Source organism: Intrasporangium sp. (assembly GCF_035280925.1).
Taxonomy (GTDB): domain Bacteria; phylum Actinomycetota; class Actinomycetes; order Actinomycetales; family Dermatophilaceae; genus Intrasporangium.
Genome location: NZ_DATEEY010000113.1, coordinates 1 through 12,163, shown reverse-complemented (window position 1 = coordinate 12,163; position 12,163 = coordinate 1). Strand labels below are relative to the sequence as shown.

12 protein-coding genes and 1 pseudogene are annotated in these 12,163 nt (G+C 71.1%); 7 read left to right on the top strand and 6 right to left on the bottom strand.

All coding sequences use genetic code 11. The annotated features are described in order from the left end of the window. From VJN29_RS10930 to VJN29_RS10920, 3 genes are all read left to right on the top strand, one after another. Positions 1 to 806: multicopper oxidase domain-containing protein (locus VJN29_RS10930; protein ID WP_324143660.1), on the top strand; the 806-nt coding region annotated here is incomplete at its 5' end. Positions 807 to 873: 67 nt separating this feature from the next. Continuing rightward, positions 874 to 2,571, top strand: a complete 1,698-nt coding sequence (locus VJN29_RS10925; protein ID WP_324143659.1) for an alpha/beta hydrolase — start codon at positions 874 to 876, stop codon at positions 2,569 to 2,571. A 113-nt stretch (positions 2,572 to 2,684) separates the two neighbouring features. Further along, a complete protein-coding gene (locus VJN29_RS10920) occupies positions 2,685 to 3,326 on the top strand; it encodes a transcriptional regulator (protein ID WP_324143658.1) in 642 nt (213 codons plus the stop codon). Here VJN29_RS10920 and VJN29_RS10915 read toward each other — a convergent pair. Together VJN29_RS10915 and VJN29_RS10910 are read right to left on the bottom strand one after the other, a co-directional pair. After that, positions 3,318 to 4,193 carry a DUF3626 domain-containing protein gene (locus VJN29_RS10915; protein WP_324143657.1) on the bottom strand — a complete coding sequence of 292 codons (876 nt, stop codon included), beginning with the start codon at positions 4,191 to 4,193 and terminating at the stop codon, positions 3,318 to 3,320. The genes VJN29_RS10920 and VJN29_RS10915 overlap by 9 nt on opposite strands. Before the next feature lie 4 nt (positions 4,194 to 4,197). Continuing rightward, complete coding sequence (locus tag VJN29_RS10910; protein WP_324143656.1) at positions 4,198 to 5,406, bottom strand: trans-sulfuration enzyme family protein; 1,209 nt, start codon at positions 5,404 to 5,406, stop codon at positions 4,198 to 4,200. An 88-nt stretch (positions 5,407 to 5,494) separates the two neighbouring features. On the opposite strand from VJN29_RS10910, the gene VJN29_RS10905 reads away from it, so the two are divergent. Further along, a complete protein-coding gene (locus VJN29_RS10905; RefSeq protein ID WP_324143655.1) occupies positions 5,495 to 6,013 on the top strand; it encodes an Lrp/AsnC family transcriptional regulator in 519 nt (172 codons plus the stop codon). A gap of 109 nt (positions 6,014 to 6,122) precedes the next feature. Here VJN29_RS10905 and VJN29_RS10900 read toward each other — a convergent pair whose 3' ends face one another. The 3 genes from VJN29_RS10900 to VJN29_RS10890 are packed head-to-tail and all read right to left on the bottom strand — an operon-like array spanning position 6,123 to position 8,237. Continuing rightward, positions 6,123 to 7,019: an amidohydrolase family protein gene (locus VJN29_RS10900; RefSeq protein ID WP_324143654.1), complete on the bottom strand. Its 897-nt coding sequence runs from the start codon at positions 7,017 to 7,019 to the stop codon at positions 6,123 to 6,125. Then, positions 7,019 to 7,330, bottom strand: a complete 312-nt coding sequence (locus tag VJN29_RS10895; RefSeq protein WP_324143653.1) for a zf-TFIIB domain-containing protein — start codon at positions 7,328 to 7,330, stop codon at positions 7,019 to 7,021. The genes VJN29_RS10900 and VJN29_RS10895 overlap by 1 nt, the downstream gene beginning before the upstream one ends. Before the next feature lie 10 nt (positions 7,331 to 7,340). After that, positions 7,341 to 8,237, bottom strand: coding sequence for an aminoglycoside phosphotransferase family protein (locus tag VJN29_RS10890; RefSeq protein ID WP_324143652.1), 897 nt, complete (start codon positions 8,235 to 8,237; stop codon positions 7,341 to 7,343). Between the two features lie 44 nt (positions 8,238 to 8,281). Between VJN29_RS10890 and VJN29_RS10885 the strand changes: the two genes are divergently transcribed. Together VJN29_RS10885 and VJN29_RS10880 are read left to right on the top strand one after the other, a co-directional pair. After that, positions 8,282 to 9,670 carry a cation:proton antiporter gene (locus VJN29_RS10885; protein WP_324143651.1) on the top strand — a complete coding sequence of 463 codons (1,389 nt, stop codon included), beginning with the start codon at positions 8,282 to 8,284 and terminating at the stop codon, positions 9,668 to 9,670. 40 nt (positions 9,671 to 9,710) lie between these two features. Further along, positions 9,711 to 11,414 (top strand): alkaline phosphatase D family protein, encoded by a 1,704-nt coding sequence (locus VJN29_RS10880; RefSeq protein WP_324143650.1) that lies wholly within the window; start codon positions 9,711 to 9,713, stop codon positions 11,412 to 11,414. A 7-nt stretch (positions 11,415 to 11,421) separates the two neighbouring features. Here the strand turns inward: VJN29_RS10880 and VJN29_RS10875 are convergent, their stop codons facing one another. Then, entirely contained in the window at positions 11,422 to 11,790 is a 369-nt protein-coding gene (locus tag VJN29_RS10875; protein WP_324143649.1) for a hypothetical protein, read from the bottom strand. An 86-nt stretch (positions 11,791 to 11,876) separates the two neighbouring features. Between VJN29_RS10875 and VJN29_RS10870 the strand changes: the two are divergent. After that, positions 11,877 to 12,163 (top strand): annotated as a pseudogene (locus tag VJN29_RS10870) (SRPBCC family protein); the annotation flags it as partial.

Below are 12,163 nucleotides of genomic sequence, written 5' to 3'. Positions count from 1 at the left end.
CCATCGGGAACGAGGGCGGCTTCCTGGCCGCACCGGTCAACCTCACGGCGGACAACCGCAACCAACTCCTCATGGGGCTCGCGGAGCGGGCGGACCTCATCGTCGACTTCACCGATGTCCCCGTGGGCAGCCATGTCCTGGGCAACCTCGGACCCGACGAGCCCTTCGGCGGGGGCGAACCGGACGACGACTTCGACGCGGCCGACCCGGCGACGACCGGGCAGGTCCTCCAGTTCCGGGTCGTTCCCGCCGTGGCGCCGGACCCGACGACACCGGCGCAGTTCCTCGTTCTTCCGCCCCTCACGCCTCTCCCCGCCGAGACGCGTACCCGCCCGCTGGCCCTCATCGAGATGATGTCGGGGTTCTGGGACGGTCCGGCCGAGGCGATGCTGGGCCACCTGGAGGGGGGCATGCCGGTCGACGAGATGTGGGACGGTCCGGTCAGCGACAACCCGGACGTCGGCGACACGGAGGTCTGGGAGTTCCACAACTTCACGGCCGACGCGCACCCGATGCACGTCCATGAGGTGACCTTCGAGGTGGTGAACCGGCAGGCGCTCGTGACGAACGAGGACGGTGAGACCGAGCCGCCGGCCCGTCTCGTGGGCGATCCCCGCCCGCCGGAGACCTGGGAGAGCGGGTTCAAGGACACCGTCATCGCGTATCCGGGCGAGGTGACCCGCATCAGGGCGAAGTTCAGCAACCCGGGCCAGTTCGTGTGGCACTGCCACATCGTCGAGCACGAGGACAACGAGATGATGCGCCCCTATCGCATCGGCCCGGTCCAGGACGGCCAGCCGGAGTAGGTGAGCGACGCCGAGACCGGGGAGAAACCTGAGGCGACCTCACAGACCTCGGGCTTAGGTTGGCGTCATGCCCTCCACGTCGCCCTCCTCCCGCGCCTGGCCGGCGCGGTGGTGGCACCTGTCGGGCACCGGTCTCTTCTTCGCCGCGGCGCTCTTCCTCATCTCGATGTCGCCCAGCCTCCTGCCCCGGACGTGGTACTACCAGGGCGTCATCAGCGGGTTGTCCGCGGCTGCGGGCTACGGCCTCGGCGTGGTCCTCGCGTGGATCGTCCGCGGCCTCTCGCGGCTGATCGACCTGCGCATCTCGGTCAGCCTGGAGGCGGGCCGGTTCCTCCGCATCGCGCTGCCGGCCCTCAGCGTCGTCGCCGTCATCGGCCTCACCGTCTCGAACGTCCGGTCCCAGGGGCGCACCGCCGAGTTCCTCAGGCTGAGTCCCCTGCGCCCGGTCGACTGGGTCGGCGCCATAGCCGTCGCCGTCGCCCTGTTCGCGCTGATCCTCGCGATCGCGCGCGGTCTTCGCCTCGCCACCCACCGGCTCGCGGAGGCCGCCGGCCAGGTGCTCCCGCGGACCATCGCATCGATCGTCGCGGTGGTCGTCGTCGCGACGGCGACCCTCTGGATCTCCGACAGCGTGCTCTTCCACCGGAGCATGCAGGCGATGGCAGCCATCGCAGCCCAGGTCGACGCCGAGCAACCCGAGGGCAGGTCGGCCCCCACCTCGCCCTTGGTCTCGGGCGGACCCGGTTCGTTCGAGAGCTACCAGAGCCTCGGCTACCAGGGCCAGCTGTTCGTCACGAGCGCCCCGACGGCCGAGGAGATCGGCGCGGCAACCGGGCGCACTGCTGCCCGCCCGATCCGGGTCTACGCAGGGCGGGGCGACGGGCGCACGGTCGAGGAGGTCGCTGATGCGGTCCTCGCCGAGCTCGAGCGGACTGGCGCGTTCGAGCGCAAGGTCCTCGCCGTCCTGACGACCACCGGCACGGGGTGGGTCGATGACTGGTCGGCCCAGGCGATCGAGTACCTCAGCGACGGCGACAGCGCTGTTGCGGCGATGCAGTACAGCTACCTGCCGAGTGCGGTGGCCCTGCTCAGCGACCGTGGGACGGTCCGCGAGGCCGGCAAGGTGCTCTTCGACAAGATCCACGCGGTGTGGTCCAAGCTCGCCGAGGCCGACCGGCCCCAGCTCGTCGTGGGTGGCGAGTCGCTCGGTTCCTACGGCGGGCAGGCGGCGTTCAAGGACAGCGACGACATGCTGCGGAAGGCCGAGGGCGGGGTCTGGGTCGGCACGCCCAGCTTCACCGAGATCCACGCGGAGCTCACGGCCGCGCGCACCCCGGGCAGTCCGGAGATCGCGCCAGTCATCGACGACGGCAAGCACTTTCGCTTCGCCACCAGCGCTGACGAGCTGACGCGTGACTACTACGGGCGGGACTACGGCGACTGGGCCTTCCCCCGTTATGTCTACGCCCAACATCCGTCCGACCCGGTCGTCTGGTGGAACCCAGCCAACCTCGGCGCCGAGCCGGACTGGCTGCGCGAGCCGCTCGCCCGCGACGTCAACCCGGACGTGACCTGGATCCCGTTCGTGACCTTCTGGCAGCTGACCACCGACATGGCGGTGGGCCACGACCCGGCGGACGGCTTCGGCCACCGCTACGGGGCGGAGCTCATTCCGGAGTGGGGTGCCGTGCTCGGCGGGGTGCCCGGTCAGGACTATTCGCGGATCGTCGCGGGCGTCGAGAAGACGGTGCACCGGGCCAAGTGAGATCAATCCGTATGCCGCTGAGCGCGCCCCCAGCCCCAAGCCGGCTCCCAGCCTCCCGTCCTCGCGTCGAGTGTGCACAACGCGCCGCGCCCGCCCACCCTGCAGGAGGACCAGTGACCGCTTTCCGATCCGATGAGGCCACACTCGCCCTGCACGGCGTGCGGGTGCTGGGCTACTGCTCGGCGACCAAGGTCGCCGAGCTGTACGACCTCGCGCCGGACGCGACCACCGAGCACCTCCTTGATGCAGAGGCGCGCGGCTGGGTCCGGCGCATGAGCTTCGGCGGGGGCGATGGGTGGTCGCTGACCGACAGCGGCCGTGAACAGGGGGAGCGTCTGCTCGCCGAGGAGCTCGATCGGGCCGGCTCCCGAGGCGATGTCCGCGACGCACACGCCGCGTTCAGGCCCCTGAACCGCGAGCTGGGCGAGCTCATGACGAGCTGGCAGGTCCGCCCCAGCCGAGAGGACGCGCTGGCCGCCAACGACCATCGCGATGCCGGCCATGACGACGCCGTCGTCCGACGCCTGGCTCGACTGGTCGACCGGACACGTCCGATCACGGACGAGCTGGCGCAGGGGCTGGACCGTCTCGGCGTTCACCAGCCCCGGATCGACCACGCGCTCAGGCGCATCGAGAACCTCGAGAACGCGTGGGTGGACTCGCCCACATTGCCCTCCCTCAACATCGTGTGGATCCAGCTGCACGAGGACCTGTTGGCCACGCTCAACATTCCCCGGGGGAGCGACTCAGTCTGACCCGGCGTAGCCGAAGCGGGCCAGGTAGTGCCACACCCGCTTGAGCGCCTGCTCGTCGTACTGGCCCGTCCGGCTCGCGTCCCCGACGATGCGTGGGTTGAGGAGTCCGTCCTCGGCCAGCTGTGCGCCCAGCTCGACGAACTCGGCGCCCCGATAGGCGGGATGGGCCCGGAGGGTGTCGACGTCGAGGACATGGCCGGCGTGCCACTCGACGGCCACGCCGAGGCCGTGCGCGTCCTGCTCGACGGGACCGCCGCGGAAGCAGGGATCGAGGACGATCGCCTCGACGTCGGCCACGAGGTCGATGACGCCATGGACGTGCGCCTCGACGTAGTCGTCGAGCGGGTCGTGCTCCTCGGCTCCGGGGAAGAGCGCGGGGTGCGCGTCGGCGACACCGGACAGGGCGTACCGGTCGGCGACGCCGAAGTGCTCTGGCTCGAAGACGCTGTCCGGATAGCAGAAGGTGGTCCGCGTGAGCGTGTGCTGGGCCAGCCGCAGGTGAGCCGACCCGAACCGGGGAGCGGCGCCGTAGGGGGCGTGGGAGCGGTTCAGCGCGCCGTACTTCGGTCGGAGGGCCGGCTCGGCAGCGTCATACGCTCCACCGAAGATCCGGCTCTCCCACGTCCACCGGTCGGCTCCGCGGTGGGCTGTCAGGCCTCCATTGCTCGTCCGGGTCTCGAACTGGGAGCGGTAGGTGCCGTCCCGCGCCATGGCCCGGAGAATCGGCACGCCACCATGGAGGCGGTCCGGGTGGAAGTTGAGCGTCACGCGGGTGCCGCCCTCCACGTCCTCCAGCGGTCCGCCGAGGGAGCGGGAGCGCACGTGGGCCAGCGCGAGGACGACGGGATCCGGCTGCAGGTCGGACACGCCATCACCGTATCGACGCGAGCTCCCTGGCGCGGTGGGGGTCGCCAGCCGCTCGGGCGGCGCGGAGCGCGTCGTCGAGGTCGGCGATGAGGTCGGCTGGGTGCTCGAGCCCCACGGAGAGGCGCAGCAGCCCGGCGTGGGGTCGCGCCTCGGGTGCGACCGGCCGATGGGTCAAGGCGGCGGCATGCTGGACGAGGGTGTCGACACCACCGAGCGACACCGCGTGCGTGACGAGGCGACAGCCCTCGGCGAAGGCAGTAGCCGCCGAGTAGCCGCCCTCGAGCACGATTGCGAGGACGGAGCCGGGGCCGGCCATCTGGGTCCCGACGAGCCCCTGCGGGTCCCCACCGGGGAGGCCGGGGTAGGCCACGCGTGCGACGCCATGCTGGCGCTCGAGCCACGCGGCCAGGACCTGTGCGGTCTCCTGCTGGGCGCGCACCCGCATCGGCAGGGTCTGCAACCCGCGGTGCAGCTGGTAGGCCGACATCGGGGCGAGCAGACCTCCGGTGAGGGCGCGCACCTGGCGCAGCCGCACCGCCCATTCGTCGTTCGTCGCCACGACGCCGCCGAGGAGGTCGCCGTGCCCGCCGAGGAACTTGGTCGCGGAGTGGACGCTGAGTGCGGCCCCGAGGGCCAACGGCTGCTGGAGGACGGGCGTGGCGAAGGTGTTGTCCACGAGCACCGGGACGTCGCCGGACGCAGCGACGACGGCCGCGATGTCGACGAGATCGAGGGAGGGGTTCGCCGGGGTCTCGACGACGACCAAACCGGTGTCCGGTCGGATCGCCGCGCCGACCTGAGCTGCGGTCGCCCACGTCACCGTGGTGCCGAGGAGACCGGTGGCGAGCAGGTGGTCGGTACCGCCGTAGAGCGGTCGGACCGCCACGACATGGGGCCGCCCGGCCGCGACGGTGGCGAGGAGGCAGGCGGTGATCGCGGCCATGCCCGACGCGAAGGCGACGGCCGCCTCGGCGCCCTCCAAGCGGGCCACGGCTCGCTCGAAGCGGTCGACGTTGGGATTCCAGAGCCGCTGGTAGACGAGCGAGTCGCCGTCCAGGGCACGTCCACCGGTCGCCATCCGCTCATAGGCGGCGCCACCGAGCTCCACGGACGGCAACGGGTACGTGCTCGACTGGTCGAGGGGCGGGACGTGGACGCCGAGCGCGGTGAGGTCCTCACGGCCGGCGTGAACGGCGATCGTGTCTGGGTTCATGCGGTCATCCTCGTCGGTTTCGCGAACCACAGACAACAAGACCGCGGAATCCTCGACGAGTAGCCGCGCTGCGGGCCATTCTTCAGGTGTGCCCACCCAACGCCGCACCGACTCGAAGAATCCGCGGGTTCCCTACCCGGTCCCACCCCCACGTCCGATCGACGCGACGGACCGTGCCCTCGTGCAGGCCCTCCTCGAGGACGGCCGTCTCTCGAACGCCGAGCTGGCGCGCCGTGTGGGGCTGCCGGAGTCGACGTGCTCCGGCCGCGTGCGCGCGCTGCGGGAGTCGGGGGTGATCCGCGGCATCCATGCGGATGTGAACCATGCGGCGCTGGGGCGACCGATGGAGGCGATCATCGCGCTCCGCTTCGCCGGTCACACGAGGACGTCGATGGACTCGTTCCGGGAGCGGATCGCTGCGGTCCCCGGTGTCATCGCGGCCTTCCACGTGGCGGGCGCCGACGACTTCCTCGTCCACGTCACCGCGCCCTCCAGCGACGACCTGCGCGACCTGGTCCTCGACCACCTCACGTCGGTCGAGGGTGTCGCCCACGCCCAGACGAGCCTGGTCTTCGAGCGGATCCCGGGAGTCCGGCAGCTCGGCTGACCCGGTCCTCCGGCACGCCCGACCCGAACAGAAGTGCGCACTCGTGGCAGGCGAACCGGTTCGCTGCAGAGGTGCGTGCTGCCCACTCGACTGAACGACGGACCCGTGGTCAGGGTTGAACGGGCTCCAGCTCGAAGAGCCGAACGGCGTTGTCGTGCAGGACGGCCCGGTTCCACTCGTCGCCGAGCCCGAGGACCAGCACCGAGCGGACCGCCTCCACGTAGCTGTGCGGGATGTTGGGGAAGTCGCTGCCGAAGAGGATCCGATCCCCGAAGTCGGGCAGGCGGGTTATCGTCTCCGGCGCCATCGGCATCATCTCGTCGATGAACGGGGTGAAGGACATCGTCGTGTCGAGGTGCACGCGGTCATGCCTCGACGCGAGCCCGAGGAAGTCGTCGTACTCCGGCATGCCCATGTGGGCGATGATGAGGGGCAGCCGCGGATGGCGGGCGAGGACCCGACGGATCGGCTCGGGGCCGGTGAAGCGCCCGGGCGCGGGGCCGGAACCGCAGTGGATCACGGTCGGGACGCCGGCCTCGGACAACATGCCCCAGACCGGGTCGAGCAGCGCGTCGGTCGGGTCGTAGTCGCCCACCTGGACGTGCGCCTTGAAGACCCGCGCGCCACGATCGAGCGCAGCCCCGACATCGTCAGCGGCGCCGTCCTCGGGGTAGAACGTCGCGGTGTGGAGGCACTCGGGCGTCCGTGCCGCGAAGTCGGCCGCCCACGCGTTGAGCCACGCGGCCATACCCGGCTTGTGCGGGTAGAGCATCGAGGTGAAGGCGAGGACCCCGAGGTCGCGCAGTCGCTGGACGCGCTCCTCCTCCGCGTGTCGGTACCGGATCGGCCAGTGCCGCCCCACGAGCGGGCCGGCCGAGTCGAAGTAGGACCACACCTTCTCGAGGACGTTGCGCGGCATGAAGTGCGTGTGGACGTCGACGATCCCCGGCAGACCGAGCGAACTGGCCACGGCTCGCACCGCCGTGGCCTCCGCCGCGTGGTCCATCAGCTGGAGAAGAAGAGCCCGGACAGTCCCCGCTTGCGGTAGTGGTGCCCGCCGCGGCTGCCCCACTGCGGGCCGCCGTACTGCGCCGGCGGCGGGTGGGCGATGAACTGGCTCTCGAGCTGGTTCAGGTGCTCGAACTCGCCGAAGTCGAGGAAGAGGCCCTTGCAGGTGCCGCACTGCTCGACGTGCACGCCGTTGCGGTCATAGGTGCGCATGGTGCCCTGGCACTTGGGGCAGACGAACGTCTGCGGCTGGTGCGCAGCGGCACCGGTGCGGTCCTGACCCGGGAAGGGCGGTGGCTGTTGGCTCATGCCCTCATCCTCACATCCGCCGGCACGCCGCCAACAGGGCGTCGGCCGTGAGGTCGCTGTGGACGGGGCGGCTCAGCACGCGCACGGCCGCGATCTGGACGGCGCACCTCGCGGCCAGGTCGAGCGGTGGCCAGGGGTCCCCGGTCGCCGGAACCGCGGGCCCCCCGGCGCCGCGGTAGCCGTCGAGGAGCTCGGCCCACTCCCGGTCGCCGAGCAGGCCCGCGGCCCAGAACCCCGCGGGGCGCGCCAGGTCCCACGCCGGGTCGCCGACCCCGACATCGTCAAGGTCGAGGAGGCGCCAACCGCCCTCCCAGCTGCCCACCTGGCCGAGGTGGAAGTCGCCGTGCACGACCGAGCTCACCCGTGTTCCAGCCAATTCGGCCGTATGCCGCTGAGCGCGCTCGGTCCTGCCCGCGACCTTGCGCACCTCCCGAAGCAGGCGCTCGCCCAGCCGCACGAGCAGGTCACGGTCGGCCTCGTCGGGAAGGGCGCGGGCTCGCTCGACCGCCCGCCCCAGCCGGTCGGACGCAACATGGGCCGGCAGGGTGGCGGGGACGGGCAGGCGGTGCAGCCGCGCGAGCAGCTTCCCGACGTCGGGCCAGGGAATCGCGTCGGCGACGCCGAGGACCCCGACCTCCGGCCAGGCGGTGACCAGCGACCCGTCCGGCGCCGGCACGACCTCCGGCGTCAGGGGAGGCACGAAGACGCTTGCAAGGGACGACTCGCACGCGGCCGTGACCCGAGCGGTGAGCGCAGTGCGTTCGGTGCGCTCGTGGTGCAGCTTGAGGACGGCGCCGCCGACGAACGCCAGCCGGGCACCCGCGGGCGTCGTGACCCAGCGGACCGGAGGAGCCGGCGTGGCCGCGGAGGCGAGCTCAGCGGCATACCTCCTGACCCACTCGTCCACAACAAGGACGGTACGGCGTTCGCGCGGTGGCACCATGATTCGCAATGCCGACCAACGCCGTCTACCTCGTCGTCGGGCTCGCCATGCTCGTGGCGGCCGTGCTGCCCAGCGTCCTGGCCCGCTACGCCATCTCCGCGCCCATGGTGCTGCTGGCGCTGGGGATGGCCATCGGGCTGGCCCCGCTGCCCAGCGGTCTGTCCATCGACCCGGTGGACGTTCGTCCGACGGTTCAGCGGTTGACCGAGATCACCGTCCTCGTCGCCCTCATGGGCGTCGGACTCGCGCTGGACCGCCCGTTCTCCTTCAGGAACCGGGAGTCATGGGGAGCGTGGTCCGCCACCTGGCGCCTGCTCGTCATCGCCATGCCGCTGACCATCGCGGGGATCGCGCTCCTCGGTTGGGCGCTGGGCCTCGCACCGGCGGCCGCACTGCTGCTCGGCGCCCTGCTGTCGCCCACCGATCCGGTGCTCGCCGGCGACGTGCAGGTCGCCGGCCCACGGGTGGTCGACGACAAGCGAGAGGACGCGGAGGGGGGAGAGAGCAAGGACAGCGAGAGCGCTGAGAGCGCCGAGACGGCTGAGAGCGCTGGGAGCGCGGAGAGCGCCGAGGAGATCGACGAGAAGGACGAGGTGCGCTTCGCCCTGACGTCCGAGGCGGGGCTCAACGACGGGTTGGCTTTCCCGTTCGTCTACGCGGCGATCTTCCTCGCGGTCGAGGGCCCGGCCTCGGGCTGGTTCCTGCGGTGGGTCGGGTGGGAGCTCGTCGGAAAGGTCGTCCTCGGCGTGGCGGTCGGCATCCTCGTTGGGTGGGGACTGGCCCGGGTGGCCTTCCGCGCGCCGCGGCGGGCATTGCGGCTCGCCGAGCAGGGCGAACCGCTCCTCGTGCTCGCTGCCCTCGTCCTGACCTACGGCGTGAGCGAGCTCGTGGGCGGCTACGGGTTCCTCGCCGTCTTCGCCTGCGGCATGGCGCTGCGGGCGGCGGAGCGCGGCCACGAGTACCACCGCAGCATGCACGAGCTCGTTGCGAACCTCGAGCGGCTCCTCGTCCTCGTCGTCCTGCTCCTGCTCGGCACGGCCATGACCAAGGGCCTGCTCGCGCCGCTCGACTGGCGCGGAGTCCTCGTCGCGCTCGTACTCGTCTTCGTCCTGCGACCGCTCGCGGGATTCCTCAGCCTCGGCCTGTGGCGGCATCGCTCCGCGTATCCGGGCGGGATGACGCGGTGGGAGGCGTTGGCCACGGCCTTCTTCGGCGTGCGGGGCGTCGGCTCGCTCTACTACCTTGCGTACGCCGCGGGGTTGTACGCCTTCCCCGAGGAACGCTGGCTGTGGGCGGTCACTGCGGTGGCCATCACCGTGTCGGTCTTCGTGCACGGGACCCTGGCCACTCCCGTGATGCGGCACCTCGAGGTCAGACGGGAGCGGCTCACAGCGTGAATCGGCCCCGCACCGCCCCGTATGCGGGTATGTCTGGTCCATGGACGTTGCGACGAGCCTGGTGCTTGGGCCGATGCTCCGCTATGCGGACGAGACGAGCGCGACGGTGTGGGTGGAGACCGCGAGCAGCTCAACGGTGACCGTCACCTGCGACGGGCGCAGCTGGGAGGCGCCGACGTTCCGGGTCGAGGGCCACCACTACGCCCTCGTCATCGTCCAGGGCCTCGAGCCCGCCTCGACCCACGAGTACACCGTCTCGCTGGAGGGCGAGATGGTGTGGCCCCCGGCCGACAGTCCCTATCCGGCGCCACACATCCGCACCATCGACCGGACGCAGCCGACGCGTCTGGCATACGGCTCGTGTCGCACGGCAGTGCCGCACGACGAGGAGGGCAACCGGACCAACGGCGTGGACGCGCTGCGTGCCCTCGCCCTCGCCATAGCCGCGGGGAGGGCTGAGCAGCCCGACCTCATCGCCTTCCTGGGGGACCAGGTGTACGCCGACATGACCTCAGACGCGATGCGCGAGTACATCAGCGAACGCCGAAGTCTCGACGAACCGCCGGGGGAGGAGATCAAGGACTACGAGGAGTACACGCACCTCTACAGGCTCGCGTGGACCGATCCCGCGAACCGATGGCTGCTGTCCACGGTGCCCAGCTGCATGATCTTCGACGACCACGACATCCGCGATGACTGGAACACCTCGTGGACGTGGCACGAGGAGATGAACCGGACGTCGTGGTGGAACGGACGCCTCATCGGTGGTCTCGCCTCCTACTGGGTCTACCAGCACATCGGCAACCTGTCTCCCGCGCAGCTGCGCGCCGACGAGGTCTATGCGCGCGTGATGGCGCACGTGGCCGACGGTGAGCTGGACCTGACGGAGGTCGTGTACGAGCTGGCTCGGCGGGTGGACCGCCATCCCGAGGAGTACCGCTGGAGCTACGTCCGCGACTTCGGGGACAGCCGCCTCGTCGTTGTCGACTCACGGGCCGCCCGCGTCCTCGAGCCGAAGCGGCGCTCGATGCTCGACCCCGACGAGCTGGCCTGGCTCGAGGACCAGCTGACCGGCGACGTCGACCACCTCCTCATCGGCACGTCGCTGCCGTTCCTCCTGCCCCCGGGGTTGCACGACCTCGAGGCGATCGACGAGGTGCTCGCGAGCGGGGCGTTCTCGTCGGAGGCCCTGTCGCGACCCGTCTCCTACCTGGCGGAGCGGCTGCGGCAGAAGGTCGACCTCGAGCACTGGGCGGCGTTCAACGAGGGCTTCGCCGAGGTCTTCGAGCTCGTCATGGCGGTGGCCCGTGGCGAGCGCGGCAGACCGCCGTCGACGATCACGTTCCTGTCCGGCGACGTCCACAACTCGTATGTCGCGCAGGTCGAGGACGCGGCGCGACACGGCGCCCGGTCGCTCATCGTGCAGGTGGTCTGCTCGCCCATCCGCAACCCCATGCCGAGGGGACTGCGCATCATGATGTCGGCCTTCGCCAAGCGCCTCGTCCGGCCGATGCGCTGGATCGCCACCCGCTCTGACCGCATCCCCGATCCCGTCTACCCGTGGCGGGTCACCGACGGCCCGTGGTTCGACAACTGCATCGGCGAGCTTCGCGTCGGCGGACCGGATCTCGAGCTCACCTGGCGCAGGGGTGAGGTGCGGTCGGGCGATGAGGATCCGGTCCTGACGAACGTCGCCACCGTCCAGATCGCCGGGTACCCGGCCCGGGAGGCGACCCCCGCCTGAAGCGGGCTCACTCCTGCTCGCCGGTGTGACGCAGCTGGGACCGGTAGACGACGGGGGTCAGGTACGGCTGCTTCCGGCGACGCCGCTTGGCGTTCGGCTCCGGCTGGCTGCCGTCCCAGTCCACGCCGACCGTGGCAGCCGGGCGGCCGGTGAGGCGGTGGATGAGTCGTTCGAGGGGATTGCGGTTGTCGTCCCCGTGGACGACCGTGCCGAGCGCGCCGTGCACCCTCATCATCCGGGCGTGTGACTCGTGGACCTTCGGAGGAGCCCCCTCGTCGGGCGGCTCGGCCAGGGCGGAGACATCGAGCATGACACGGTCTCCCCGGTTGAACCGGACGAAGTCCGGCACGGTGTCCGAAGGTTCCTGCGACTCCATGCCCAGAGTCTCGCAGGCCATGATCCGGCGCGTCGTGCACCGTGGGGTGAGAGGCTGGGGACACGACGGACGGGAGGTCAGCAGGGATGGCGCGCTACGGCATCTCTCGACGGGTCGGTGGTGCGCTCGCGCTCGGGGCGGCCGGGTGGGGACTGTGGACGGCGCGGTACTCCCTGCTCCACTGGGGTGCGACGCACGCCGAGCTGCAGGAGGTGCTCCCAGGGGACGAGCTGATCTCCGACGCGCGACGCGTCGCGACGCGGGCCATCACCATCGACGCTCCGCCAGACGCCGTCTGGCCGTGGGTCGCCCAGCTGGGACAGGGACGCGGTGGCCTGTACAGCCATGACTGGCTCGAGAACCTCGCCGGATG